The organism is Pseudomonas oryzae, assembly GCF_900104805.1.
In the GTDB taxonomy this organism is placed as follows: Bacteria; Pseudomonadota; Gammaproteobacteria; order Pseudomonadales; family Pseudomonadaceae; genus Geopseudomonas; species Geopseudomonas oryzae.
Map to the genome: position 1 here is coordinate 562,455 of NZ_LT629751.1, position 26,997 is coordinate 589,451.

Consider the following 26,997-nt stretch of genomic DNA (forward strand, 5'->3'; position numbering starts at 1 on the left):
GCTGGAGACGCTCCGGAAGAGCCCGATGTGCTGGGCTCCTATGTATGCAAGCCACTGGGGCTTTTTCAGACCCTCAGCATCTCGCTCAGCCCCACCTGACGGCCGAATGCTTTTGGCGGCCGGGCAACGGCATCCCTGACCGCATCCTCATTGCCCACCAGGATGACTTGCACCTGAGCCCTGGTGACGGCGGTGTAGATAAAGGTTCTGTCCAGCAGCCGCGATTTGCGCACCGGCACGATCACTCGCCGGAACTGGCTGCCCTGGCTCTTGTGGACGGTGATGGCGTAGGCATGCTGCATCACATCCACGTCGCCTTCGAAGATGTAATGGTCAACGCCCTCGTAGACGGCGCGGCCCAGCGCGGCACGCATTTCCGGTCGTTCATCGTCGCCGATATTGACCTTGACCGGCTCGTCGAACACTTCCAGCAACCGGCCCAGACAGCCGTTTTGCAGGTTCCTCTGCCAATCATTGGCGGTGTAGAGCAAGAGGTCTCCCACGCAGAAGCCCGTTGCTTCGACTTCGCCGGTTTCCTCGTTCATGGCCATCAATGGCCTGCCCGTACTCGCATAGCGGCCATGGCAGACACGGTTTAGGGTCTCTACACCGGCAAAGTGGCAGGAGCGGGTGGCACCGAGAATCTGCGTATTGTCCCGGTCCAGTTCGTACAGCCTGAGCACGGTTGGGATGATCTGTTCGTCAGCACACGGCAGGAACACGACCTCGCCACTGTCATCCGTGGCGAATGTCGGCCATTGACCCTCGCGGATAGCTAGGGAGGCCGCAGGAATGGCCGACTCCCTGGCCTGACGTTTGACCTCGGTGAGCTGCGTTGTCGGGATGTTCGGGAGGTCGCAGAGCACATGCAGGACCAGACCCGCGCCGATAGGCGGCAGTTGGTAAGGATCGCCGACCAGGATCAGGTGCGTGCCGGATGGCAACTTGCAGACCAGCCGGTGGAAGGTCACCAAATCGAGCATCGAGGCCTCGTCAATGACGACGACCGGCGCTGGCCCCATTTCTTCGGCGCTGACATTGCGCAGGAAGCCGGCAATAGTCGTGGCCGGCTGCTGCGTAGCCTCGATCATGCGGGCTGTAGCGCGGCCCGACAGCGCCATCTGGAAGCGGGGGCGATCCAGTGTGTCGAGCGCTCGGTACAGCGCCTTCAGTACCGTGGTTTTGCCGACACCGGCACCGCCCGTAATGATGCTGAAACGGTTCTCGAACGAAACCTTCACCGCCCGGCGTTGCGCGTCGTTTAGAGCAAACTCGGGGATGCCCAAGAGCAGGCGTTCCTCGCGCTCGAAGCCTGCGATCAGGGCATCGATATCGGTCGGGAATAGTTGCTGCTGGGTTTCCGGATTGCGTAGCAGCGCCAAGATGAACTCGGCGCACTGCCGCTCCATGATGTAGGTGCCTGGTGCATGGAGCATCAGCTCGCCATTAGCCACTTCACGGCTGATGAACTGGCCCGTAGCCTTACCCTGGAGCAGAGCCTTGGCCAGGGCTGCAGATGGAGCCGAATAAGGCTTGACCAGCCTGCCGACCGTATCCTGAAGGTCATTCAGGGTTGCACAAGTATGGCCTCGCTCGGCCACCCGATACAGCGCCTCTTCAAGAGCCGCAGCCAGTCGCCGAGGATCGCCCAAGGCAATACCGAATTTGTCTCGAGCGATGCCGTCCACGCGCGCCCAGCTACCCTCGAAACTCAGCAGCCGGTACGGGTCTTCGGTCAGGGCTGCAATGGTGTTCTTCTTGTGAAACCGGACGGCCTTGCGGGCGAGATCGAGCGGAATGTCGCGCTCCTGCACGAAGCGCAGCGTCTTGGCGTCGCCGTCCTCGGCCCACTTGTCGAACAGGCCATCACGTATCTGTTCGGACGGGATGATCGATCTGATCGCTTCGTGATCGCGGTTGTTGAGCACGTCATACAGGTACTCGCCCAGGGCGTCCCACAGCTTGGTTGCCTTGACCTCGCGGATGCCTGCCACCTGGTCGGCCAACCACTGGATCACCTGGCTGCCGGAAGGGCGAACCAGCTTGATGTCCTGCACTTCGATCTGCGTTTCTGAGGCGACGTAGGATCCGTGGGCGCGCTGGATGGTGAGAGCTTCGCCATACACATCATAGATGCCACCAACCGCAATTTTCGTGGGCTCGGCAATAGCGACGGGCACCCTGACGACCAACGCACTCGACCTGTCGTTCAACCTCGTTGACAGCTCAACCTTGTGGCCAAAGGCGATGCAGCAGTAGCGGTTCCTCACGCGAATTTTAGTGATGCGAATGGTGGTATTGATCAGATCCGGAGATGGGGTGTTCATCGTGGTAAGCGTCCCGTTTCCTCCATGAATGAAGAGAGCAGCCTGTAGCGATCCAGCATGGCCTTGGCCTTGGCCAGTTCGGTGCGCAGAGCCGCGTTCTCCTGTTCCAGCGCGTTCAGTCGTTGGCTGTCCTGGCGACGTTGTTTGGCATCTTTGTCGCGCACAGGCGGCGCGGCATCCCTCGCTGTGTCGTTATCCAGCGGCAGGATGCCGCGCTTCCGCAGGCCGTCCTCCAGCTCCTTCAGGGCGCTCTTGATGGCGGGGTTCTGAACCAGTGCGCTTTTTCCGAAGCCGCACTCAGCGGCGATCTCGGCGCGCTTCAGCTTGGCTCTATGCACGTACTCACGGAAATCGTCATCGGATTTCACAGAAGCCCAGGCGAGAAAGGCTGCATGGTTCTGTTCCGAAACTTGTTGCCCGTTGGCCATGGCTCAAATCTCCAGGAGACATTCCGGGGTATCGTTCACTGTTTAGCCCTTCCTGAGCTTTTGCTGCGGCTCACGGACAGTTGGGAGAGGAGCCATCAGACGTTCTCGTGAAAGGCCTGCCAAGGACGCGTTGTGGATGAATCGGTTAGCTACTTCGGCCATTTTTGCAAGTTCTTCCCTCAGTTCGTCGTTTTCTTTCTGAAGTCGAGAGATCTTTTTCATTGCATCCAGCGTGCTTCGCGGCTTGGGAATACCCTGGATTTTTTGTTTTTCAAGCCTCAGTTGCTTCTTCTTGGTCTGGTAAGCGACCTTTATCGCCACTTTTTTGTCGAGTGCCTGACGTGTCGGCGGTTTGCTCCACCCCAATATACCTTGCGCGCCGAGGCATACCGCATTCCATTCCAGAGAGTGTTCGGCCGACCAGTTGCGGATCATCTGGGCGATTTTTCTTTCATGCTGGTCAGTGATCGTTTTAGTCATCATCGGGACTCTGCAGTAGATCCAGGCAGGCGAGCAGGTCGTCGCCGTAGGTGATACTCAGTTCACTCCTGTCCAACAGCCTCACACCTAGCGCTTCGGCCTTCTCGGACACAATTATTTTTTCATGGCTAAAGTCTGCTCCGGCTATTTCGATAGGGCTGCCGTTAGGAATGTCAGGGTTGTGCAGGATGACCAACAGTTGATCGATTCGTTCGATCTGAGGTCCTGCTTTTTCCGTCCAGCGCGATGCAGCTCGCTCGCCGTTTGCAATCGCTTGCTGGGCTGCTGTGTATGTCCGAACGAGGTTGTTGCGGTCCTGCTGGATGACTTCAGCGGCGAGTTTGTCACCTTTGCACATCAGCAGTTCTGAGCAATTGAGGCAGTCGGCAAATTTGTTGCACGGCCCGGCACGCCAGCTACGGCGACAAATACCATAGCGGCTGCGATGGTACGGGCCTTGGCCGTAAAGTGCAGCTTCTTCGTTTGTGACCGGATCTTGAGGCTCTTGCTCCTGGATTGTCCCGAGCACGACAGCTCCTTTGGCGGCAGATTTGGCCGGGTCATCGTGCAAATAAGTACGGGTCTGCTTGGTGGTGGCGCGACCGCTCCATTCAGTGAGCACGCCTATGGGGATGCCGCTGCTGCGCCCAAGCCTATTTAGCAGGTGGCGGAAGCTGTGGGATTTGAGCCTGATAGTCTCGTAGCCGTTCCGAGCGAAGAAGTTCATGGACTCCACTCTGTGATTGCCGGTCTTCAAGCGGCCAGAATAATAACCCCCGTCGAAGGGGGCCAGCAGTACGGGGCTTGTGCTAGCCCGCGTTCCCAGCTGGAAGCGACGAAAACATAAAAGGGACTCAGACATTTTGAGTGGTGGATGAAGCGAGCTTTCTGGGGATTCCTGATAGGGGAAGTACGGGTTGAGTGCACGGTGTTCGGTTAATACCATTTGCCACAAGTCATTCAGCGTAAAGCCTGTCAGTGAATGGTATCCGGTATGCCTCTTAATGAAGCTTTCGCAGCTGCCCAAGCTGGAAAGCCCCAGTGCTTGCATCACCTGATCACGCATTAGTTTCTGGTCTTCAGGAACATTAGGGCAGTTCGCGTGGCGGTAAAATTTCGTTGGATTGGTCTCGAAGTAGTGCGCCAGGCGACGGCCTTCCTCGGTTATGTAAGTTAGTCGCTTGATCGACTCTATCGTGACCTCAACCATTGATCTTGGAATGGCCTTGCGAGTGAATTGCTGGATCTTCGGTACCCAGTACGCCAAGTAGTGCTGGATTTCACTATTCTTGTCGTAGTCATCGCGCAGACAGTCGGTGCGAAGGCGCAGGGTCTCGCCAATACGCGTGGGTGCGCTTAGCAGAAGTCCAGTGATGCAACTAACCATGATGTCAGCGTCTTCGTGCGTTTCACTGGCGCCTCGTGAGAAAACCTCGGCAATGGCCAGGAGTGCATCCTGATCGGGTATTTTCGCCGCCTTGGCTTCATTCGGTGCACCTGCACCGTTAATGGCTTCGTAGCTGTGCCGCCCCACGTAGGGATGCCTCCAGAACCGCGGATCGACAGTGAGGATGCAAAGGTCTGCTAGCATTTTCAGTATGCCCAACAAGATAGTGCAAATTGTTTGGCGGGATGCGATCGGCTCAACGGCGCTGACAGCAATATTCCAGTGCCGCTGTTTGAACTTGGTGATATCCGGCACGGCCATTTCTTGGCGCAAGGCAAACTCTATTATCCGAAATGCGCGAATTTCATGGTTGATGCCCTTGTGTGGGCGCAGTGTATGTTTGTAGCGCAGATAGGCCTTGGCAATCTCGGTTAAGGCTGGGTGAATCAGTTGATGAGGCTCGGGAGACTTACTGTGATGGAGGTCGCTGTGTTCAAAGTTGACGAAGCGGATGGCACTGTGCGTCGTTGGCCATTTGTTTGCGTGCCAGGCAAAACCCTCCAGATCAGACCAAATCGACAGGTGATCGCGAGCTAGGGCAATGAAGGCGTTTAGGTTTTGCTGAGCAGACAACTCTCGCTTGGGGATGAACTCGATAACCTGGCTCATGGGATTCTCTCTAGTTCGGCTTTGCGGGCGTTGCAGCGCGCAATGCAATTTTCGACTGCACGAATGTCAGCCGTGAGGTCAATGGGTATCAGCAGGTTTCGCGGACTGCCGATTTTCAGCGCCTGGTCCTCGGCAGCCTGTCTCTGCAACAGTGCTTCTAATACCTCTTGGTGGGGTGCGTCGAGCAAAGGTTCGAATCTATTGCAGCGGTAGCAAGGAATGGGCACCGAAGTTGTGGCGCAATAACTGTGCTTTCCACAGTGGCCGACGCGCTTGAGTTCACCTGCTCGGTCGAACTCCAGCTTGCTGGTCGGGTCGCTGCACCTCGTTGCCTGATCCTCTGAGTCGATTAGCGTTCCGGAAAAAGCCATGGCCAGTGGTGTCAATGCTGGGGCCATTGCTTCATCGAGTTGCCGCGCCTGCTCGGCAGGATCGTTGTAGTACGCATCAAGCGATTTCTCAGATGTATGACCCAGCCAGTGTGAGAGCATGTGCTTGGGCACGCCCTGTCGGGCGAGCTGGCGCGCCCGCGTATGGCGCATCCGAGTTGCAGTGACAACCATTGTCTTGCCGGTGCGGGGGCTAATCGGGGGCTTTGGTCGCAACGAGCGCTGTGGGTGATCTGATCCATAGCTACAATTAGGGGTGTTATTTTCCCATCTGATAATATTTCCAATCTGAATTTTTCGTAGATGAAATAGCTCGCTGTCTAGGTTGTCAACAAAATTTTTTTGGTAGTGTTTTTCTATTATTTTGATGGCTTCTTTTATTCGCGCTTCGCTGCAAAAGAGTGGTAGCTTTTTAAATTGGTCGTTCGATAGCGAAAATCCAAAAGTGCATTCGTAAAGCACTTTTACTTCATGGAGCTGTAGTTTGGATAAATCCCACAGGTGATCGGGTAGTAGGTGAGGCTCGAATTTGCTGTCACGAAAATCGGATTCGGAGTTTATGTCTTTGATGCCCGGGAATTCGATAATTCGCCCTGTGAGTCCTTGGCTATCCGAACCATCAGCTTCACGAATATCACCAACTTTGAGAAGGGCGATCTGTCGAGGTCTTCTCGAATATTGCATCGATAACAACTTTATGAGTGTCACTTGTGTGCCGGATTTTTCGCTGTCGTAGTTGTTCCAGGCGGCGCTCAGCAAACTCTCATACTCCTCATCGGTGAGCCAGCTTTTTTCCGGGTCGTCCGATAGCACATTTCGCGGTGCCAAAGGGTGTGCAGATGTATCATTCAGCAGGCGCAAAGCATCATGGTTAATAGCAGAGCTGTCGCGCTCCTGCCAGTGCAGGAAAAACTGAGTGAGCCCGCTCTTGTATCTATGGAATGAGGAGTTAGTCAATGCCTGTGCTATCCACTTGGTGTCAAAGGTGCGGGTGGGGTATTTCTTTAGTGCTACATTTAGCGCTGCGAAGAATGCGAAGTAACTGTTTGGTGAATAGTTTCCTTGCTTTGAGAAGGAGATGAGATGCTGTTTGAATGACGCCTTGATCAAGGGGCTTAACGGTGACATGGCTTTTGCCATTTTGGATCGCCCTTGGCCTGTATGAACAAGAGAATCGCCGTCCCAATAAAACGTCTCGTTCTGTTGGTCTGGACGTTCAGTCCGCTTGAGGTCAACCTCAAACAGCGCGGGCGCGCTTGGCAAGGATTCTTCGGTGTTCATTCGATTGTCCTTGATGTGTCGGAAGCCAATTTTCGGCAAAGTTCATGAGATTTTTCTTCAATATGACGACGGTTGTAGATTCTTGACATAGGCGAGTCTGGCACCCAGCCCATCAGTTGCTCCCTCGTAGTGCGTTCCTCCTCAATAGACATGCCTAAGCTGTCTGCAAGTTTTGAAAAACGGTAATTCCAGTCGTGTCGCAACAGGTGGGGGTGAGTCGGCGCGAGGGCGCGAAAGGATTTCTTGAGGTTTTTAAGTCCTGAATCAAATGCCTTTTTGGGGAGTGCTCGGCCCTGGCTGCGCCCGCCACGGTGGACGACGAAAATGAAATCCTCATCCGAGAATCCGACCCTGGGCACCTCTGCACGCCACTTGTCTAGATATTCCTTCAGTTGTTCTTCGAGGGTTTTCGATATCGGAACAATACGCCCCAGTGTTTTGGCGACGGGTTGATTTAACCTAGTATCAAAAGCATCATGGTGATTGCGCTCTATGACTAAGTAGGCGCTATCATCGCCACCAGCTTCGATAAAGCTTTTGAGCTTCAGGCTTAGTATTTCGCCGATTCGCATGCCTGTGTCATAAAGAATGCGAAGTATCAAAACATTGCGCAGTCTCGGTCCAAGGTCTTGTGGTTGCCGAAGATCCACAAATGGCTGGTTGAATAGATTAAGCAACTGGTTGCAAGCCTCGTTAGATAGTCTCGCTGACAAAATTCGTTGTTCGTTTGCTGACTTTGAGCCGGCTTTGCGTATCTTTTTTCTCCGCAGCATGGCATCTTGCGCTGAAATCCCATCCTTTACATCGGGCGTATTGGCGTCGGTGATAACCTCTTGCGCGAGCCAGTGCAGATATTCGGCGGCATAGACTACATAGGTGTTATACTTTGAGTTGCTGATGACGTCCCCCTTGGCGCCCAACTTTTTGGCGCGCAGATAGTTTGCTAGGTCGTCAATCTGCGCAGCACTGAGAAACATGCGCCGATGGAAACTCAGGGCAAGATCGATTTTTCTGCTGGATTCCCATTCGCAGACTCGCTTTATCGCCGCAAGATAGACCTTCTGAGTCTCGTGCGTAACGGAGCTTCGGATTGAGCGGGCGATGAAAGCGGTTGGGTGGAACAGGGGGAAGCCGGGTTCGCCCGCTTTGTAGAGTTGAGATAAACGTTCGCCGCTACTCGTAATGAAGGTTTTTGTTGTGTAGTTCATGGGGCGATGTTCCTCTAACTGAAAATGCCATACAGAGACCGGCCGGCACGTTGGGCGAAGAGAGTTCTCGCTTGTCGCGATAATTTGCATAGTTGAGATGAGTGGGCGGTCAGTTGGTTTGGCGCTAACTAAGGGGCGCAGAATTCTGGGTGGTAAGGGAGAATATTTGACGTACCCCAAAAAAGGCGAAAGGTTGCAGTATTGGATCTTGTGCATCCCCTTTGCTTAGTTATGGTTCAGTAATCATATGTCGATCATATAAAAAACTCTTCTAGCCAGTTTTATTATAAGGAGATTTTTACTCTGGTTGGTCTTTGGCTAGCTTCGCAAAAATACCCGGAGAGCTCAGCCGCTGCCTGGCAATCCAGGCAGCAACATCCCTGGCTAGGGCGAATCGGCCGCGACGGTGTTCTACCTCAAACACTGGCAGATCCAGGGTTCCTCGGAGCAATGCTTGGCGGAAGGCATTTGCTGAGCGATAACCAAGTTCCCGCCACAAGTCCTTACTGGCTAGCATCGTCCCGTAACGAGTGGTCAGTTGGTGCTCCAGATCGGTAGATAGGGCGAGGAGGTCGTTCTGTAGGGGCATGATGCGCTTCGTTTCGTCTGGTTGCGCACATGGTAGGGAAGATTTCTGAGGCTGTCGTAAGTAGAATTTGGCTCCTAGGCTACTGTAAAAATCGGCTTTGGAGTGAGCTAAGTGACTGATATAGAAAGAATTACTTCAATTTTCGAAAGTGTAGAGCCGTTTTTGCGGAATTTTTTTTCAACACCGGAGTGCCTGTTCTGGCGGGAGCCACTGGACGGCATACGCACCCGCTGCTGGTATGAATCGCTGAAGCAGCGATTCGCCTTTTCGGGGCCGGCTGAGATGGAACGCCACCTCGAGCCGGACGCAGTCAAATGGCATGCTGACGGTCGTTTCAATTACAGCTCGAACAAGTGGCCCCGCTTCCGAGATGGCAGCCCACCAGGGGCGAGGACCTTGGAGAAGGTGGAAAAGAATGCGCCAGGCTCAATGCGCATTTTTTATCACCCTCTTTGGGATGTGCTTGATTTTGATAATAAAGACGTTATGGAGGGGCAGGCGCTGCTGCGGCGGTTGTCCACTGAGGTTCAGGCTGTTCTGTTTAGGTCAGAGCGAATTGGAATTTTCAGCTATGTGAGGCGGGCTCCTGTTAATCGATCACTCCTCAAGAAGCTCGAATTAATGGCTGATCTAGATGTATTGGCCTGCCTGACCTGGCTGCTACGAGAGGCAGTGGAAAATAAATGCAGTGGCGTCCAAGCGATTGGGCGTAGCTTGCACAAGGTGCTTACGATGATGGCTTTGGAGCTTCATGCTCTGAAGATCGGTCTACCTCTGCTGCAGCGATTCATCGATCTGGTCCTGCCGCTGGCTTTACCCCGTCATCATCGAATAGCAAGCACGCCGCTCGACTACATATGTGATTCTGGTGTGCTGAACGAGCTTTCCTTTAATATAAAAGGGGAGCCCAAAACGCTCGATTGGAAGCGTCGAGTTAAAAATATGGAGAGATTGTTGGAGGGGTGGCGTGGGGTTGATGTGCAGTTTGCCTTGGGGCTTAGGACTGCGCTGGATGATAAGCATCCTTGGGTGCCTTTCAATGTGGTGAAGGAGATAAAGAGTTTCGCGTTTATGCGAAATTATGGCTGGGCGGAGATTCTTTTTAAAAGCCAGGATGGGCCAGGTTGCTGTAGAGGGTTGCGGATGTCATATATGTGGTCAAGGATTGCATTTTCAGACCCTCGCTTGTTAAGGTTTCAGCCAATTATTCATAAAAAGGGTAATTGCCGATTGCATCCGTATGTCAGGGTTGCCTCATTTGGTATTGTCAAGTTGGCTAGGGGTGGTTAGCTGGTCTTCGAGTGGAATAGAAAATTTGAGCGCGTCGTCATCGTCAGTCACTATGGGTATTTTCACTGGCAGCCCATGGCTAATATTTCATGGCTGCGGTGGGTACGTTTACTTTTTGACGTACTTGAAGAGAATGCTCGGCGCTGTTTACACCTGATCATCGGTCATTGCGATGGTTTTCGGCCGGTATGTTATGATTTGGCGCGCATTTGCAGGGGGGAGAATCGATGACGGTTTACAAAAAAGCTGCTGACAGGATGGTAGTCCTCGATACCGAAACCACCGGCCTCGAGCCTCGCGAGGGGCACCGCATCATCGAGATCGGTTGCGTCGAGCTGATCGGCCGGCGTCTCACCGGGCGTCATTTCCACGTCTACATCAACCCCGACCGGGAAGTCGACGAGGGCGCCATCGCGGTACACGGCATCACCAACGAGTTCCTGGCCGACAAGCCGCGCTTTCGCGATGTGGTCGATGAGTTCTTCGAGTTCATCAAGGGCGCCGAGCTGATCATCCACAACGCAGCGTTCGATATCGGCTTTATCAACCACGAGTTCGCCCTGCTGCGCGATCGCCCGGAGCTGGGCGAAGTGCTCGACCACTGCAGCGTGCTCGACACCCTGCTGATGGCGCGCGAGCGTCATCCGGGGCAGCGCAACAACCTGGATGCTCTGTGCAAGCGCTACGGGGTGGACAACTCGGGCCGCGATCTGCACGGCGCGTTGCTCGACGCCGAGATCCTCGCCGACGTCTACCTGGCGATGACCGGCGGGCAGACCAGCCTGTCGCTGGCCGGGCAGAACAGCGAAGGCGAGGGTGGCAGCGGGCCGCAGGTGTCGGAGATCCGCCGTCTGCCGGTCGACCGTCCGCGTACCCGGGTGATCCGCGCCAGTGACGAGGAGCTGGCGCTGCACGCGGCACGCTTGGCCGCGGTGGCCAAGTCCACGGGCGGGCCGGCGCTCTGGCAACAGCTCGAGCAGCCAGCCGAGGATGAGGCACCGACCGTGCATTGAGGCACGGGCCGATTTCCCCGATCGGCCGCAGCAACTACCCTGAAGGCAGGGATGGTTGGCCCATGCGGCTGCGGGGGAAGGCACATGTACAAGGATCTGAAGTTTCCCGTTCTCATCGTCCACCGCGACATCAAGGCCGACAGCGTGGCCGGCGAGCGGGTGCGCGGCATCGCCGCCGAGCTTGAACAGGACGGCTTCACCATCCTGTCCACCGCCAGTGCCCGCGAAGGGCGGATCGTCGCCTCCTCGCAGCACGGGCTGGCCTGCATCCTGGTCGCCGCAGAGGGCGCCGGTGACAATCCGCGCCTGCTGCAGGATGTCGTCGAGTTGATCCGCGCCGCCCGGGTGCGCGCGCCGCAGCTGCCGATCTTCGCCCTCGGCGAGCAGGTCACCATCGAGAATGCGCCGCCCGAGGCGATGGCCGAGCTCAATCAGCTGCGCGGTATCCTCTATCTGTTCGAGGACACCGTGTCCTTCCTCGCCCGTCAGGTGGCGCGGGCGGCGCGGGGCTACCTAGATGGTCTGCTGCCACCGTTCTTTCGCGCGCTGGTGCAGCACACGGCGGAGTCGCACTACTCCTGGCACACGCCCGGGCACGGCGGTGGCGTCGCCTATCGCAAGAGCCCGGTGGGGCAGGCTTTCCATCAGTTCTTCGGTGAGAACACCCTGCGCTCCGATCTGTCGGTATCGGTGCCGGAGCTGGGCTCGCTGCTCGATCACACCGGGCCGCTGGCCGAGGCCGAGCGCCGCGCGGCGCGCAACTTCGGCGCCGACCACACCTTCTTCGTCATCAACGGCACATCGACGGCGAACAAGATCGTCTGGCAGGCGATGGTCGGGCGCGACGACCTGGTGCTGGTCGACCGCAACTGTCACAAGTCGGTGGTCCATGCCTTGATCATGACCGGCGCCATCCCGCTGTACCTGCATCCGACGCGCAACGAGCTGGGCATCATCGGCCCGATTCCGCTTTCCGAATTCAGCCCGCAGGCCATCGCCGCGAAGATCGCCGCCTGCCCGCTGGCCGCTGGTCGCGAGGCCCGGGTGAAGCTGGCGGTGGTGACCAACTCGACCTACGACGGCCTGTGCTACAACGCCGAGCTGATCAAGCGCGAGCTGGCCGGCAGTGTCGAGGTGCTGCACTTCGACGAGGCCTGGTATGCCTATGCGGCGTTCCACGAGTTCTACGCCGGGCGCTTCGGCATGGATACCTCGCGCGTGGAAGGAGCACGCGAGCCCCTGGTGTTCAGTACCCACTCGACCCACAAGCTGCTTGCCGCCTTCAGCCAGGCCTCGATGATCCACGTGCGCGACGGCGGCCAGCGCCACCTCGACGTGGCGCGCTTCAACGAGGCGTTCATGATGCATACCTCCACCTCGCCGCAGTACGGCATCCTCGCCTCACTGGATGTGGCCTCGGCGATGATGGAGGGCCCGGCCGGGCGCTCGCTGATCCAGGAGACCTTCGACGAAGCCCTGGCGTTCCGTCGCGCCATGGCCAACCTGCGCCGCAACCTGCCGGAGAGCGACTGGTGGTTCGCCATCTGGCAGCCCCGCGATGCCGAGGCCTCGGCGCAGATTCATACCGCCGACTGGCTGTTGGCGCCTGAGGCCGACTGGCATGGCTTCGGCGCGCTGGCCGAGGACTATGTACTGCTCGATCCGGTCAAGGTGACCCTGGTGATGCCGGGGCTGTCCGCCGACGGCAGTCTGGCCGAGCAGGGCATTCCGGCCGCGGTGGTGGGCAGGTTCCTCTGGGAGCGCGGTGTGGTGGTGGAGAAGACCGGCCTGTACTCGCTGCTGGTGTTGTTCTCCCTGAGCATCACCAAGGGCAAGTGGAGCACCCTGGTCACCGAGCTGCTGGAGTTCAAGCGGCTCTACGATGCCAACACTCCTCTGGCAGAGGCTCTGCCGTCGATCGCTCAGGTCGATCCCGCGCGCTATGCCGGCCTGGGGCTGCGTGACCTGTGTGCTCAGCTGCATGCCTGCTATCGCGACAATCGCGTGCCGCGCGCCCTCAGCCGGATGTACGGCCAGTTGCCGGAGCTGGTGCTCAAGCCGGCGGACGCCTACGACCATCTGGTGCGCGGCGAGGTCGAGGCGGTGCCGCTGGATGCGTTGGAGGGGCGCGTCGCCGCGGTCATGCTGGTGCCCTATCCGCCGGGCATTCCGCTGATCATGCCGGGGGAGCGCTTCACCGCCGCGAGTCGACCGATCATCGACTACCTGCGCTTCACCCGCCGCTTCGAGCGGGACTTTCCCGGTTTCGATTGCGAGGTGCACGGCCTGCAGCCGGCCCCTGGTGGCGAGCCGGATCGACACACGGTCGACTGCATTCGTCTCTGAAGTGCAGGTGCTCGTGATCTGGGTCACTCAGGTCGGATTCGCCTTTTGCCTGCGGCTTGTTATAGTGCGGTACCCAAAGGCTGCGCCGCTCAGGTGCCGCCACCGAATAACTGCCAGGAGGCGCGCCCGTGTCGCGATGGCTTGAGGCGATGGTTCTCAGCAGCTTTCAGGAAGATTCTTGCATGTACAGCGCAGGGTTTCAGGATGTGCCCCGGCCGCTGGATTCGTACTGCGCGGGAGGCGTACAGAGCGCATGGTAACCGGAGCCACTTCCCTCGGTCTGGTGCGCAACGAGCTGTTCGCGACCATCGAGCAGGCTGAGCAGAGCCTGGAACAGTTCATTGCCGAACGACTCAATGTCAGTCTGCTGCAGCAGGCGGTCGAGTATCTGCAGCAGATCCGCGGCATCCTCAAGCTGATCGAACTGGCCGGTGCCGAGCTGCTGGCCCAGGAGGCCCTGCTGCTGGCCACCGACATTCCGGCGGGCGCCGGACAGGAGCGCGACGGCCAACTGGCCGCGCTGGGCAAGGCCCTGTTCGTTCTGCGTCGCTATCTGGAAGGCATCGACAGTCATCGCCAGGAAATCCCCGAGCTCCTGCTGCCGGTGATCAACGAGCTGCGCCAGTCGACCGGCCAGCCGACTCTTCCGGAGTGCTATTTCTTCAGCGTGCGCCTCGATCAACCCCGCCCGCTGCGGCGCAGCGTGGAGATTCAGCCCGGCGTGGCCAATCGCGATGCGAGCCGACTGCGCCAGATGTACCAGCTGGGGCTGACGAACGTGCTGCGCGAGCAGAATCTGAGCGCCGCGCTGAAACTGATGTCCCGCGCGCTGGGACGCCTCGACGATCTGCTGGGCGGTCGCGAGCGTTCGCGCATGTGCTGGGTAGGTGCCGCAGCGCTGGAGGCCATGGCCGATGGCCAGTTGCGGCCGACCAAGTCGCGCAAGCAACTGCTCTCGCGCCTCGACCGCGACCTGCGTCAGCTGCTGACCAACGCACAGTTCGAGGCCCCGCGCAGCCTGCTCAAGGAGCTGCTGTACCTGGTGGCGCTGGCTGGAACCCGGGGCGAGCGTGCCAGCGAGATGCAGCGGGTGTTCGGTCTGGCCCCGCTGCCCTTCACCGATCACCTGTTGGGCGAGGAGTCGCGTCGGCTGTCGGGGCCGGGCGAAGATGTCATGCGCTCGCTGTCGGTGGCTATCCGCGAGGAGCTGACCGGCGTCAAGGACATTCTCGATCTGCTCGAGCGTGGCGCAGCCACCCCCGAGGGCAGGGTCAACCTGCACGCTCAGATTGGCAGGCTGGCGAAGACGCTGGGCATGATCGGCCTCAGTTCGGCCGCCAACACCCTGCAGGCGCAGGTGGAGCTGGTCGGCGGCTGGTGCGAGCGCAGCGACAACCCGCCTGCCGCTGAGCTGCTGCGTCTGGCCGATGCCCTGCTGTACGTGGAAAGCATGGTGGCCAACCTCGAGCAGAACGAGAGCTTCAAGCGGCAGATGCGCAACGCCGAAGCGGCGGGCGCTCCCGCGGCGAGCGGGGATACCTCCTACGCTTCGCATCAGCTGGTCGAGGCTCGGATCGTCGTGATGGACGAGGCCCAGGCCGGTCTGGCCCTGGCTAAGCGCGCCATTACCGCCTACCTCGAGTCCAGCGGCGACAAGCTCAACCTGGCCAACGTGCCGACCAGCCTGCAGGCGGTGCGCGGTGGGCTGTGGTTCCTCGGTCTGGAGCGCGCGGCCGAGCTGGTCGGCGCCTGTGCCGACTACATCCAGGCCAACATGATCGAAACCCAGCAGATTCCCTCCGAGCAGATGCTGGAAACCCTGGCCGACGCCCTGACCAGCCTCGAGTTCTTCCTCGAAGGTGGGGCCAACCTGCGGCCTGAAGGTCAGCAGGATGTCCTCGACCTAGCTGCCGACAGCGTGCGTGCCCTGGGTATGCAGGTCGCCGCCTGATGGCCGACAGTTCCTGGCAGCCGGCGGTCGTCGACCCCGCGCAGCCGGGGGGCTGGGCGCTGGCGCACTGCCGGCAGCGCTTTCTTGCCGACGCCAACGGCGTCCTCTTTCCCCGCGAGTGGTTGAAGGCGCAGCTGCCCGAGGCGCTCGCCGAGCAGGGCATCGGCTGGCTGCAGGGGCAGCCGGTATTCGTGCTGGAGCTGGCGGATGCGGTCGGCGAGCCTGCGCCCGGCTGCACCTGGAAGGGCCTGCGCCAGTTCCTGCTGGAAGGCGATTTCGCCACTTTCCGCCTGTTGGGCTACGCGGCGCAGATCGGTACCTGGGCGCGCCAGAACCGTTTTTGTGGCAGTTGCGGCGGACCGCTGCAACCCTTGGCCCATGAGCGGGCGATGGCCTGCAGCGCGTGTGAACTGCACCAGTACCCCCGGCTTTCGCCGAGCATCATCGTGCTGATCACGCGTGGCGACGAGCTGCTGCTGGCGCGCTCGCCGCGCTTTGCCGCCGGGATCTACAGCACGTTGGCCGGCTTCGTCGAGCCCGGCGAGTCGATCGAGGCCTGCGTACACCGCGAGGTGCGCGAGGAGGTGGCGATCGAGGTCGGCAACCTGCGCTACATAGCCAGTCAGAACTGGCCCTTTCCCCATTCGCTGATGCTCGGTTTCCATGCCGACTACCAAGCTGGCGAGATCGTGCCGCAGCCGGAGGAGATCGAGGATGCCCGCTGGTTCCGCGTCGATGCCTTGCCGGCGCTGCCGCCGCAGGGCTCCATCTCCCGCTACCTGATCGAGCTGTACCTGGCACGCCGCTCAGGCGCCACCGAACCAGTGTTGCCAGGCTAGCCGCAGGGTCAGCGCCAGTACCACCAGGATGAACACCGGGCGGATCAGCTTCGAGCCGCCACGGATGGCCGTGCGTGCGCCGAGAAAGGCGCCGAGCATCAGCGCCAGGCCCATGCAGATGCCCAGCAGCCAGGACACCTGGCCGCCCAGCGCGAATACCGTCAGGGCCATGGCGTTGCTGATGAAGTTCATGCTGCGCGCCACGCCGCTGGCGCGCAGCAGGTCGAGCGGGTAGAGCAGCAGACTGCTAACCGTCCAGAAGGCCCCGGTCCCGGGACCGGCGATGCCGTCATAGAAGCCGAGCGACAGTCCATGCGGAAGCTGGCGACGCCTGCCGAGCGGCCGCGTCGTGCCGCCCGCTGCCGGTGTCGGATTGAACAGCAGATACAGCCCGCAGCAGAGCACGACCACCGGCAGCATGCGGTTCAGCCAACTGGCCGGAAGCAAGTGGGCACCCCAGGCGCCGAGCAGCGCGCCAATGGCGGTCGCGAGCAGGGCGCCGCGCCATTGCATCGGGTCGAACAGCTGGCGGCGGTAGAAGGTCCAGGCCGCCGTGGCCGAGCCGAAGGTGGCGCACAGCTTGTTGGTTCCCAGGACCAGATGAGGGGGGAGCCCGGCAGTCAGCAGCGCCGGAATGGTCAACAGGCCGCCGCCGCCGGCGATGGCGTCGATGAAACCCGCGGTAAAGGCCACGACGATCAGCGCCGGGAGGAGGACGGGGTCCAGGGCAAGCTCGAAAGGCATACAAACCTTGATCTGTTAGTGATTGTGCCGCGCGCGTACTGGCCGCCATTCGCGGGGTGTCCGCATAATGCCGGCGATTTCGTCAGGAGGAAAATCCCATCATGCAATACAACGGACTGACCTGGGCAATCGCCCTGCTGGCGCTGCTGGTCGTGATGCTGGCCTGGCGCGTGTTGCGCCGTCCTGGCTGGTTTCTCGGCTGGCTGCGGGGAACCTGCGGGTTGCTCATCCTCGGCTTGGCCGGGGTGGTCGCAGTGGTGGCCTACGATCTGTACAGCTACTCGGAGCTGCCGCCATCGGGGCAGTCGCTGGTGTCGCTCAAGTTCACGGCCGAGGGACATCAGCGCTATCGCGTGTCGATTCAGGAGGGCACTCGCGAGCGCAACACCATTCTCGATGGCGATCTGTGGCAGCTGGATGCCCGGGTGCTCGGTTGGCACAAGCTGGCGACCCTGATCGGCCTGCGCCCCGGCTATCGTCTGGACGCCCTGACCAGCACCTACCGCTCCGCCGCGCAGCAGGCGGTGGCCGAGTCGAGTCGTGCCATGCTGGGAGCCAGCCCCTACGGCATCGATCTGTGGCGCTGGTTGCGCGAAACCGGCAACGGCTTTCCCCTGTTTGACGCACGAGGCGCGCGAGTCGCTTTCCTGCCGATGGTCGATGGCGCGGTGTTCGAGGTCAGTCTGACTTCGGCGGGCCTGGTGGCCGAGGCCAGGAACCAGGCAGCGCGCGATGCGTTGGCGCACTGAAATCGCGGGCAAAGAAAAACCCCGGTCGATGACCGGGGTTTTTTGTTGCAGCCTCGTCCCGGGTGGGGCGAGTGAGCCGGTTCCTTAGAACTGGTTCATGGTGTTGTCTTTGCCACCAGCCTTCAGAGCGGCTTCACCGGAGAAGTACTCCTTGTGGTTGTCGCCGATGTCGGAACCAGCCATGTTCTGGTGCTTGACGCAGGCGATGCCCTGACGGATTTCCTGACGCTGCACGCCCTTCACGTAGGCCAGCATGCCCTGGTCGGCGAAGTAGCCCTTGGCCAGGTTGTCGGTGGACAGAGCGGCGGTGTGGTAGGTCGGCAGGGTGATCAGGTGGTGGAAGATGCCGGCCTGAGCGGAACCATCGCGCTGGAAGGTGCGGATCATCTCGTCGGCAACCTGAGCCAGTTCGGTCTCGTCGTACTCGGCGCTCATCAGCTGGGCGCGGTCGTAAGCGGAAACGTCCTTGCCTGCGGCGACCATAGCGTCGAACGCCTGCTGACGGAAGTTCAGGGTCCAGTTGAACGACGGGCTGTTGTTGTACACCAGCTTGGCGTTCGGGATGACTTCGCGGATGCGGTCAACCATGGCCTTGATCTGGCCAACGTGCGGCTTCTCGGTCTCGATCCACAGCAGGTCGGCGCCGTTCTGCAGGGAGGTGATGCAGTCCAGGACGCAGCGATCTTCGCCGGTGCCCTTGCGGAACTGGAACAGGTTGGACGGCAGACGCTTCGGACGCAGCAGCTTGCCTTCGCGCTTGATCACGACGTCGCCATTGCCCAGTTCGGCTTCGGAGATCTCTTCGCAATCCAGGAAGGAGTTGTACAGGTCGCCCAGGTCGCCCGGCTTGGCGGTCACGGCGATCTGCTTGGTCAGGCCGGCGCCCAGGGAGTCGGTACGGGCAACGATCACACCATCGTCAATGCCCAGCTCGAGGAAGGCGTAGCGTACGGCGTTGATCTTGGCGAGGAAGTCGACGTGCGGAACGGTAACCTTGCCGTCCTGGTGGCCGCACTGCTTCTCGTCGGAAACCTGGTTCTCGATCTGGATGCAGCAGGCACCGGCTTCGATCATCTTCTTGGCCAGCAGGTAGGTGGCCTCCGGGTTGCCGAAGCCAGCGTCGATGTCGGCGATGATCGGGACAACGTGGGTTTCGAAGTTGTCGATCTTGGCCAGGACTTCTTCTTCCTTGGCCTTGTCGCCAGCTTCGCGGGCAGCGTCCAGAGCGGAGAACAGCAGGTCCAGCTCGCGGGCGTCAGCCTGGCGCAGGAAGGTGTACAGCTCTTCGATCAGACCGGAAACGGCGGTCTTCTCGTGCATGGACTGGTCCGGCAGCGGGCCGAAGTCGGAGCGCAGGGCAGCGACCATCCAGCCGGACAGGTACAGGTAGCGCTTGTTGGTGGTCTTCAGGTGCTTCTTGATCGAGATCAGCTTCTGCTGACCGATGAAGCCGTGCCAGCAGCCCAGCGACTGGGTGTAGACGGAGGAGTCGGCGTCGTACTCAGCCATGTCCTTGCGCATGATGGCTGCGGTGTACTTGGCAATGTCCAGACCGGTCTTGAAGCGGTTCTGGATGCGCATGCGAGCGGCGGATTCCGGGTTGATGGCGCTCCAGCTGCTGCCGAACTTCTCTTTCAGTGCGGCTACGGCCTTGATCTCGTTTTGATAAGCGGACATGGTCAATCCTTCAGAGAGAATGTTGCGTTGACACCGACTTCACCATTCAACACCGCAGTGCTGAAGGTTTTGTTGCAAGGGGGCTCACCGCAGAGCGTCGAGGTCGCGATCAGTACGCTGGAGTCAGGAGAGGGGATTTGTAGTGGCTGCCGGGGGATTCGCTACACGACCTTGGTCGAGTGGTCGGAACCGGGTCCGCTCTGCCAGCTACTGCCCGTCATCCGGAACGCCCTGCGTTCCTCTCGAAACCTTGTCGCACCGCCGTGTGGGTGGTACTGACACGGGTTCCAGCCTGGGTGTAGCGGCTGCGAACCCGGGGGCCTTGCAGGCCTCTGGTCAGCGGGAGCGAGGCCATGATGCTAGCTGACGAGGAGAGCGTCAATGGATTTTGTAGTTTTTTTTTGGAGCTACTACAAAAGTCCTATGTCACTCGAGAAGCTCGACCTTGAGGCGTAGAGCCTGGGTCTGACTGCTGGCGCCGGCCTGGCGCGAGAGGAGGGTGGAGCGGCTGTCCCGGCCGCTTTCGCTGATGCCGCCGAGGTCGATCCATTCGCCGAGTCGGCCGCTGACCCGGGTGTCGGTGCGCTGGGTGGCGATGGCGCCACGGGGGCTGGCCAGGCGATCCTGCTGGCTGTAGATGCTCAGCTGGACCTCCTCGCCCTGCACGCTGGCGACCACCTGGAAACCGCGGCTGGCGTCGCGGTACTCGATGACCTCGCGCGGATAGCCGTAGGCATCGCGAACCAGCGTGCGTACCGGCACGCTCTGCCCGACCATGATCTGCGCGGGATAGCCTTCGGTGGCCTGCACCTGTTGCAGGGAGCCGTCGCTGCCCTGGCTGCTGCGCCGGATGATGCGCAACTGGTCCTGGCCATGACGCTCGTCGCGTCCGCCGACGATTTCCACGTTGCCGGCATCGATGCCGCCATCGACCCGGTAGCCGCGCTGGCGGGAATCACGCTGTTGCTGGCTGTCGACGCTGATCAGCAGGCGCCGCGGGCGGGTGTCGAGCTGCGGCAGCAGTGCCTGCAGTTCGGCGATCTTCTCCGGTTCGGCATTGACGATCAGCTGGTTGCCGTAGGCGCTCACCCGGCCTTCTCCGCCGAGCACGGTCTGCACCGTCGGCAGCAGCTCGTCCGCGGTGCGGTAGTGCAACGGCAGGATCTCGGTGCGCGGCGCTGCCTGGGCGGTGCAACCCAAGAGCAGGGCGAGGAGCAGAGGCCAGCGGCGCGAGATCACAGCAGGAAGCTCCTCAGGTCGGGATCGCTCAGGCTGGCATCCCAGGCCTGGTCGAACTGGCGCTGCAGGGCGCGGACGCGCACGGGGTTGCGATAGTGCGCCTGGCCGCTCAGCAGGGGCGGGGCCGGCCTGAGCAGCAGGCCGCAGTCGTCGACGAGGAGGAAGGCTGCCTCGTCGTTTGGGTAGTCGGGATTCGCTTTGCGGATCTGGCAGTTGCTGGTGAGCAGGCGGGCGAGGCGGAGCAGGCCATGGCCGTCGCCGACGGCGCGGCGGCTGTCGCGCAGCAGGATGCGCAGGCGGTTGCGCGGGTGGCTGCGCAGGAACTGGCCGCAGGTCTCGACGATGGCGCGCTGATCGTACAGCCAGGGCTCCAGGTCCGGGGTGTACAGGCACAGGCTGTGACGTGCCTGACGGAGCAGCGCCAGGGCATGGCTGCGCAGCTGCTCGGGGCCGCTGCATGCTTCGGTCTGCTCGTGCCGACCGAGGAGAAAGGGGGCCGGCTCCAGCTGTACGGTCGTCTCGACGCCCTGGGCGGGAGGGTTGTGTATGGCAAAACGCCCCGGAGAGCGAAATTCGAGGGCGGGCAGTTCGCTGCCGTGGTCGTTGTCGCTGTCCGGGGCGTTGCTCATCGGGTGGCCTCTCAGGCGCTGTCGCGCACCATGTCGACGTGGGGGATGCCGGCCTCGAGGAATTCCTCGCTGGCTACCCGGAAGCCTAGCCGCTCGTAGAAGCGAATGGCGTGGGCCTGGGCGGTGAGCATCTGGCGCTTGAGTCCGCGCCGCTCGGCCTCGGCGATGGTTGCCTGCATCAGCATCTCGCCGATGTGCAGGCCGCGCCAGTCCTTGAGCACCGAAACGCGACCGATTTGGCCATCCAGCAGCAGCCGGCTGGCGCCGACGGCGAAGTCGTCCTCGAAGGCCAGGAAGTGCACGGCGTCGACGTCGTCGGCGTCCCACTCCAGCTCCGGCGGAACGCCCTGCTCGACGATGAACACCGCTTCGCGGATGCGGCGCAGGTCGGCGTTGTCGGCATGCCAGTCGGCGACACGAACGCTGATCTTATTCATCGGCGGCAAACTCCAGGCTGCCCTGCTTGGCCAGTTCATGGAGCAGGGTGAGGGCTTCGTCGTTCTCCAGCCAGGGCACCAGGTTCTCCAGGTGCAGGGCCTCGGCGCTGCAGATCAGCTTGAGCAGGTCGCGCAGCGAGCTGTCCAGGCGGCGGCTGTTGCCGCTGGCGAACAGCACCAGGTAGTCGTCGACCTCGCTCCAAGCCAGACGGGCGCTGGGGTTGCGCACCAGCACGGCGCCATCGCCGAGGGCGGCGAAGAACTCCTCGGCGGGAATTTCGTCGCCGGCCACCAGCTCCGGGTAGCGCGGCTCGGTCATGAACTGGCCGAACCAGGTCAGCAGCAGCTTCTCGTCGCTCATGTGGCGGTCGATCAGGCCGCGCAGGCGTTCGAGGGCGTCGCGCTGGATCTGGTTGGGATCCTCGGCAGGCTGGCAACCGGCGTCGCTGTAGCGCTCCTCGTCGGGCAGGAACTGGCCGAGGAAGTCGGTGAAGTGGGTCAGCACCTCGCTGGCGCTGGGGGCGCGGAAGCCGACCGAGAAGGTCATGCAGTCGTCCTCGGCGATGCCGTAGTGGGCCAGGCGCGGCGGCAGGTAGAGCATGTCTCCGGGCTCCAGCACCCACTCCTCGTCCTGCTCGAAGTCGGCGAGAATGCGCAGGTCCGGATGCTCGAGCAGCGGGCTGTCGCTGTCGCACAGCTGACCGAGCTTCCAGCGGCGGTGGCCGTGGGCCTGCAGGAGGAACACGTCGTAGTTGTCGTAGTGCGGACCGACGCCGCCGCCCGGGGCGGCATAGCTGATCATCAGGTCGTCGATACGCCAGCTGGGCAGGAACAGGAACTGCTCCATCAGCTCGCGCATTTCCGGCACGAACTGGTCGACCGCCTGCACCAGCAGGGTCCAGTCGCGTTCCGGCAGGTTCTGGTAGGTCTCCTCGGTGAACGGGCCGCGGCGCAGCTCCCAGGGGCTGTCGCCGTGCTCGAGGACGATGCGCGACTCGACTTCCTCCTCCAGCGACAGGCCGGCGAGCTCGTCGGGGCTGATCGGGCTCTGGTAGCCGGGGATGGCCTGGCGCACCAGCAGCGGTTTCTGCTGCCAGTAGTCGCGGAGGAATTCACGGGGCGTCAGGCCGCCCAGCAGTTGCAACGGGGTATCGGGTGCCATATCCAACTCTGCAAATATGAAAACGCCCGACCTCGAGACCGGCGGTGGCTTGCCAGTCTGGACGGTCGGGCGAAGGGCCGTTCAGGCTGGGATCAGATGCGCTTGGCCTGGGCCACCGCATTGCCGATGTAGCTGGCCGGGGTCATCACGCGCAGCTCGGCCTTGGCGGCTTCCGGGATCTCCAGGGTGTCGATGAACTCGCGCAGGGCGTCGGCGCTGATGCCCTTGCCGCGGGTCAGCTCCTTGAGCTTCTCGTAGGCGTTCTCGACCGCGTAGCGGCGCATCACGGTCTGCACCGGCTCGGCCAGTACTTCCCAGCAATTGTCGAGGTCCTCGGCCACGCGCGCGGCGTTCAGCTCCAGCTTGCCGATGCCCTTGAGGCTGGCCTCGTAGGCGATGACGCTGTGGGCCAGGCCGACGCCGAGGTTGCGCAGCACGGTGGAGTCGGTCAGGTCGCGCTGCCAGCGGGAGATCGGCAGCTTGCTCGCCAGGTGCTGCATGATCGCGTTGGCGATGCCGAGGTTGCCTTCGGAGTTCTCGAAGTCGATCGGGTTGACCTTGTGCGGCATGGTCGAGGAGCCGATCTCGCCGGCCACGGTCTTCTGCTTGAAGTAGCCGAGGGAGATGTAGCCCCACACGTCGCGATCGAAGTCGATCAGGATGGTGTTGAAGCGGGCGATGGCGTCGTACAGCTCGGCGATGTAGTCGTGCGGCTCGATCTGGGTGGTGTAGGGGTTCCAGGTCAGGCCGAGGTCGCCCTCGATGAACTCGCGGGCGTTGGCTTCCCAGTCGATTTCCGGGTACGCGGACAGGTGGGCGTTGTAGTTGCCCACTGCGCCGTTGATCTTGCCGAGCAGCGGCACGGCGGCGACCTGGGCGATCTGGCGCTCGAGGCGGTAGACCACGTTGGCCAGTTCCTTGCCCATGGTGGTCGGCGAGGCCGGCTGGCCGTGGGTGCGCGACAGCATCGGCACGTCGGCGAACTGCACGGCGAGTGCGCGGATGGCGTCGGCCAGCTGGCGCATCAGCGGCAGCAGCACCTGGTCGCGGCCTTCGCGCAGCATCAGCGCGTGGGACAGGTTGTTGATGTCCTCGCTGGTGCAGGCGAAGTGGATGAACTCGCTGACCGCGGCCAGCTCCGGCAGCTTGGCGGCCTGCTCCTTGAGCAGGTACTCCACGGCCTTGACGTCGTGGTTGGTGGTGCGCTCGATTTCCTTGATGCGCTCGGCGTGCTCGAGCTGGAAGTTTTCCGCCAGCTCATCGAGCAGGGCGTTGGCTTCGGCGGAGAACGGCGCAACCTCCGGGATGCCGGCATGCGCGGCCAGGCGCTGCAGCCAGCGCACTTCGACCTTGACGCGGTTACGGATCAGGCCGAATTCGCTGAAGATCGGCCGCAGGGCGCTGGTTTTGCTGGCATAGCGGCCATCAACGGGGGACACCGCAGTGAGCGAGGAGAGCTGCATGAGGACGTTCTCGACAGTCGGGCTACAGAAAGGGGCGAAATTATACACGGAAACGTGCCGTCAGGCCGCAGTTCGCGGCGAACGGCGCAGCAGAGGCATCAGGCTGGCGGCGAAGATCAGGCTGGCGCCGAGGATGGACGCGCTGCTGGGCACCTCGTTCCAGCGCAGCCAGGCGATGATGCCGCCGAACACGATGGCCAGGTAGGCGACCGGGCCGATCAGGCCGGGTGGGGCGCAGGCGTAGGCATGCGACATGGTCAACTGGCCGAAGCTCGCCACCACGCCGGCGGCCAGCAGCAGGAACAGCTGCTGTCTGTCGAGCGGCTGCCAGGCCCACAGCAGCGGCAGGGCGGAGACCAGCGCGCTGAACAGGGCGAACCAGAAGACTATGCGAAACGCCGGCTCGGTGTTGCTCATCTCGCGGATCGAGACGAAAGCGCAGGCGGCCATGATGCTGGCGAGGATGCCGATCAGAGAGATCCCGGAAACCAGTGCGCCGCTAGGCTTGGCCACCAGTACAACACCGGCGAAGCCGATGGCGGTGGCCAGCAGCATGCGCCGGGTCAGCGACTCCTTCAGCCACCACCAGCCGATCAGCGGGGTGAACACCGGGGCGGCGTAGCTGAACAGCATGGCGTCGGTCAGCGGCAGGTGGGCGAGGGCGTAGAAGTAGCAGTACATCGCCGCCAGGCCGCAGAAGGTACGCTTGAGGTGTGCCCACGGGCGCGTCGTGCGCAGCGGCGCCAGGCCGCGGGTCAGCGCCAGCGGCAGGAAGAACAGCACGCCGACGGCGTTGCGGAAGAACACCACCATCTCGTTGCTGACGCCCGTCACGGTCGCTTCGCGGATGCATACGCCCATCAGGGCGAAGAACAGCGCGGACAGCGCCAGCAGGGCGGCACCCCGTCCCGGCTGGTGCTGCCGGGCGGGGGAGGTCGAGGCGGAGGGCATCGCTCAGCCGCGCAGCAGCGGGTAGAGGTCGGCCAGCAGCTTGCGCCGGCTGAACAGCAGCTGCCAGCGGTGGCCGCCGAGCTGGCGCCAGAGCATGGCGCTGCGGATGCCGGCGAGCAGCAGGGCGCGGATCTTCTCGGCATTGCGGCTGTTCTGCAGGTGCTGCATCTCGCCGTGGACCTGGATGCGCTGGCGGAAGGTGCTGATGGTGTCCTGGTACAGCGCGGCGCAGGCGGCGATCACGTTGTCGTGGCTGATGCCGAACAGCTGCGCCTGGCCTTCGATCTGCTGCAGGCGGTTGCCGATGACCTGGAGCATGTCGCCACGCTTGTCGAGCTGGCGCTGCAGGGCGAGCAGGGCCAGGGCGTAGCGCAGCGAATCGCGTGGCAGGTTCTGCGGATTGCGCTCCAGCGCGCCGGCCAGGGCGCGCAGACCGTCGCGCAGGTTGAGGTGGTCGCCGCCGTAGACCTCGAGGGTGTCCTTGGGGTTGCGCACCAGCAGGCTGCCGAGCAGACAGGTCAGCGGCCCCTCCTGCACCTGTCCGGTCTTGGCCAGGCGCTCGACCAGGGCCGCGGACTCGAACACGCCGGCAAGGGCGATCAGGCGTTCCTGTTCGCGGGTCATGGACGCTGGATTCCTTCATCCCAGGGGGTGGCGGTCTCGATCACGCCGCCGCCGAGGCACACCTCGCCGTCGTAGAACACCACCGACTGGCCGGGGGTGACGGCGCGTTGCGGCTCGTCGAAGGTGGCGACATAGCCGGTCGCGGTGTGCGTCAGGGTGCAGCTCTGATCCTGCTGGCGGTAGCGTACCTTGGCGGTGAGGCGCAGCGGCTGGCCGAGGTCGACCGGATTGACCCAGTAGATCTGCGAGGCCTGCAGGCTGCGCGACATCAGCCACGGGTGGTGGTGCCCCTGGCCGACGATCAGCACGTTGCGCGACAGGTCCTTGGCCAGTACGTACCAGGCATCCTCGCCGGCATCCTTCATGCCGCCGATGCCGAGTCCCTGGCGCTGGCCGATGGTGTGGTACATCAGACCGTGATGGCGGCCGATCACCTTGCCCTCGGTGGTTTCGATGTCGCCCGGCTGGGCCGGCAGATACTGCTGCAGGAAGTCGCGGAAGCGCCGTTCGCCGATGAAGCAGATGCCGGTGGAGTCCTTCTTCTTCGCGGTGGCCAGCCCGTGCTGTTCGGCGATCTGGCGCACGACCGGCTTCTCCAACTCGCCGACGGGGAAGAGGGTGCGCGCGATTTGCTCGCCACCGACCGCGTGCAGGAAGTAGCTCTGGTCCTTGTTCGGATCCAGGCCCTTGAGCAGTTCGCTGCGCCCGTCGAGGTCGCGGCGGCGCACGTAGTGACCGGTGGCGATCAGGTCGGCGCCGAGCATCAGGGCGTAGTCGAGGAATGCCTTGAACTTGATTTCCCGGTTGCACAGGATGTCCGGGTTCGGGGTGCGGCCGGCCTTGTATTCGGCGAGGAAGTGCTCGAACACGTTGTCCCAGTACTCGGCGGCGAAGTTGGCGGTGTGCAGCTTGATGCCAAGCCGGTCGCACACGGCCTGGGCATCGGCCAGGTCTTCCCTGGCGGTGCAGTATTCGGTGCCGTCGTCCTCCTCCCAGTTCTTCATGAACAGGCCTTCGACCAGGTAGCCCTGCTGTTGCAGGAGCAGGGCCGAGACGGAGGAGTCCACGCCGCCGGACATGCCGACGATCACGCGGGTGTGGGCTGGGTCACGCATAGTCATCCGG

General features: G+C 61.7%; 22 protein-coding genes. 6 read left to right on the top strand and 16 right to left on the bottom strand.

Annotated features, from left to right (window positions below; all coding sequences use genetic code 11):
• Positions 1-65: 65 nt before the first annotated feature.
• Genes BLT78_RS02720 through BLT78_RS02740 form a run of 6 tightly spaced genes read right to left on the bottom strand, consistent with a single transcriptional unit; the run spans position 66 to position 8,169 of the window.
• Complete coding sequence (locus BLT78_RS02720; protein ID WP_090347507.1) at positions 66-2,327, bottom strand: AAA family ATPase; 2,262 nt, start codon at positions 2,325-2,327, stop codon at positions 66-68.
• Positions 2,324-2,755: a VPA1267 family protein gene (locus tag BLT78_RS02725; RefSeq protein WP_090347508.1), complete on the bottom strand. Its 432-nt coding sequence runs from the start codon at positions 2,753-2,755 to the stop codon at positions 2,324-2,326. Before BLT78_RS02725 ends, BLT78_RS02720 begins: the two co-directional genes overlap by 4 nt.
• A gap of 42 nt (positions 2,756-2,797) precedes the next feature.
• Complete coding sequence (locus BLT78_RS02730) at positions 2,798-3,235, bottom strand: hypothetical protein (protein ID WP_090352095.1); 438 nt, start codon at positions 3,233-3,235, stop codon at positions 2,798-2,800.
• Positions 3,228-5,291: an integrase gene (locus BLT78_RS02735; protein ID WP_090347509.1), complete on the bottom strand. Its 2,064-nt coding sequence runs from the start codon at positions 5,289-5,291 to the stop codon at positions 3,228-3,230. The genes BLT78_RS02730 and BLT78_RS02735 overlap by 8 nt, the downstream gene beginning before the upstream one ends.
• Complete coding sequence (locus BLT78_RS21250; RefSeq protein WP_157719464.1) at positions 5,288-6,961, bottom strand: site-specific integrase; 1,674 nt, start codon at positions 6,959-6,961, stop codon at positions 5,288-5,290. The genes BLT78_RS02735 and BLT78_RS21250 overlap by 4 nt, the downstream gene beginning before the upstream one ends.
• Positions 6,958-8,169, bottom strand: a complete 1,212-nt coding sequence (locus tag BLT78_RS02740; RefSeq protein ID WP_090347510.1) for a site-specific integrase — start codon at positions 8,167-8,169, stop codon at positions 6,958-6,960. The genes BLT78_RS21250 and BLT78_RS02740 overlap by 4 nt, the downstream gene beginning before the upstream one ends.
• A gap of 700 nt (positions 8,170-8,869) precedes the next feature.
• On the opposite strand from BLT78_RS02740, the gene BLT78_RS21255 reads away from it, so the two are divergent.
• The 5 genes from BLT78_RS21255 (at position 8,870) to nudC (ending at position 16,197) form a co-directional block, all read left to right on the top strand.
• On the top strand, positions 8,870-10,048 hold the full coding sequence (locus BLT78_RS21255) for a hypothetical protein (protein ID WP_157719465.1): 1,179 nt from the start codon (positions 8,870-8,872) through the stop codon (positions 10,046-10,048).
• Between the two features lie 227 nt (positions 10,049-10,275).
• Complete coding sequence (gene dnaQ, locus BLT78_RS02750; RefSeq protein ID WP_408003091.1) at positions 10,276-11,061, top strand: DNA polymerase III subunit epsilon; 786 nt, start codon at positions 10,276-10,278, stop codon at positions 11,059-11,061.
• An 84-nt stretch (positions 11,062-11,145) separates the two neighbouring features.
• Positions 11,146-13,407, top strand: a complete 2,262-nt coding sequence (locus BLT78_RS02755) for an Orn/Lys/Arg family decarboxylase (RefSeq protein ID WP_090347513.1) — start codon at positions 11,146-11,148, stop codon at positions 13,405-13,407.
• A 253-nt stretch (positions 13,408-13,660) separates the two neighbouring features.
• Positions 13,661-15,358, top strand: coding sequence for a ferrous iron transporter B (locus tag BLT78_RS02760; RefSeq protein WP_090347514.1), 1,698 nt, complete (start codon positions 13,661-13,663; stop codon positions 15,356-15,358).
• Positions 15,358-16,197 carry an NAD(+) diphosphatase gene (gene nudC / locus BLT78_RS02765; protein WP_090347515.1) on the top strand — a complete coding sequence of 280 codons (840 nt, stop codon included), beginning with the start codon at positions 15,358-15,360 and terminating at the stop codon, positions 16,195-16,197. The genes BLT78_RS02760 and nudC overlap by 1 nt, the downstream gene beginning before the upstream one ends.
• Here nudC and BLT78_RS02770 read toward each other — a convergent pair.
• Positions 16,165-16,941 (bottom strand): TSUP family transporter, encoded by a 777-nt coding sequence (locus tag BLT78_RS02770; protein WP_090347516.1) that lies wholly within the window; start codon positions 16,939-16,941, stop codon positions 16,165-16,167. The genes nudC and BLT78_RS02770 overlap by 33 nt on opposite strands.
• 101 nt (positions 16,942-17,042) lie before the next feature.
• Between BLT78_RS02770 and BLT78_RS02775 the strand changes: the two genes are divergently transcribed.
• Positions 17,043-17,690: a hypothetical protein gene (locus BLT78_RS02775; RefSeq protein WP_090347517.1), complete on the top strand. Its 648-nt coding sequence runs from the start codon at positions 17,043-17,045 to the stop codon at positions 17,688-17,690.
• Positions 17,691-17,774: 84 nt separating this feature from the next.
• Here BLT78_RS02775 and BLT78_RS02780 read toward each other — a convergent pair whose 3' ends face one another.
• From BLT78_RS02780 to mnmA, 9 genes are all read right to left on the bottom strand, one after another.
• Positions 17,775-19,367, bottom strand: a complete 1,593-nt coding sequence (locus BLT78_RS02780; RefSeq protein ID WP_090347518.1) for an isocitrate lyase — start codon at positions 19,365-19,367, stop codon at positions 17,775-17,777.
• A 426-nt stretch (positions 19,368-19,793) separates the two neighbouring features.
• Complete coding sequence (locus tag BLT78_RS02785) at positions 19,794-20,606, bottom strand: secretin N-terminal domain-containing protein (RefSeq protein WP_231975682.1); 813 nt, start codon at positions 20,604-20,606, stop codon at positions 19,794-19,796.
• On the bottom strand, positions 20,603-21,235 hold the full coding sequence (locus tag BLT78_RS02790; protein ID WP_090347519.1) for a DUF7931 domain-containing protein: 633 nt from the start codon (positions 21,233-21,235) through the stop codon (positions 20,603-20,605). Before BLT78_RS02790 ends, BLT78_RS02785 begins: the two co-directional genes overlap by 4 nt.
• Positions 21,236-21,246: 11 nt before the next feature.
• Positions 21,247-21,672 (bottom strand): GNAT family N-acetyltransferase, encoded by a 426-nt coding sequence (locus BLT78_RS02795; protein ID WP_090347520.1) that lies wholly within the window; start codon positions 21,670-21,672, stop codon positions 21,247-21,249.
• Positions 21,665-22,834, bottom strand: coding sequence for a ribosomal protein uL16 3-hydroxylase (locus BLT78_RS02800; RefSeq protein WP_090347521.1), 1,170 nt, complete (start codon positions 22,832-22,834; stop codon positions 21,665-21,667). The genes BLT78_RS02795 and BLT78_RS02800 overlap by 8 nt, the downstream gene beginning before the upstream one ends.
• 92 nt (positions 22,835-22,926) lie before the next feature.
• Positions 22,927-24,297, bottom strand: coding sequence for an adenylosuccinate lyase (gene purB / locus BLT78_RS02805; protein WP_090347522.1), 1,371 nt, complete (start codon positions 24,295-24,297; stop codon positions 22,927-22,929).
• A 60-nt stretch (positions 24,298-24,357) separates the two neighbouring features.
• Entirely contained in the window at positions 24,358-25,248 is an 891-nt protein-coding gene (locus tag BLT78_RS02810; RefSeq protein ID WP_090347523.1) for a DMT family transporter, read from the bottom strand.
• A gap of 3 nt (positions 25,249-25,251) precedes the next feature.
• Positions 25,252-25,872 (bottom strand): high frequency lysogenization protein HflD, encoded by a 621-nt coding sequence (hflD, locus tag BLT78_RS02815; protein WP_090347524.1) that lies wholly within the window; start codon positions 25,870-25,872, stop codon positions 25,252-25,254.
• The gene (gene mnmA, locus BLT78_RS02820) at positions 25,869-26,987 is read right to left on the bottom strand and encodes a tRNA 2-thiouridine(34) synthase MnmA (RefSeq protein ID WP_090347525.1); all 1,119 of its coding nucleotides are present in this window, start codon (positions 26,985-26,987) and stop codon (positions 25,869-25,871) included. Before mnmA ends, hflD begins: the two co-directional genes overlap by 4 nt.
• Positions 26,988-26,997 lie beyond the last annotated feature (10 nt).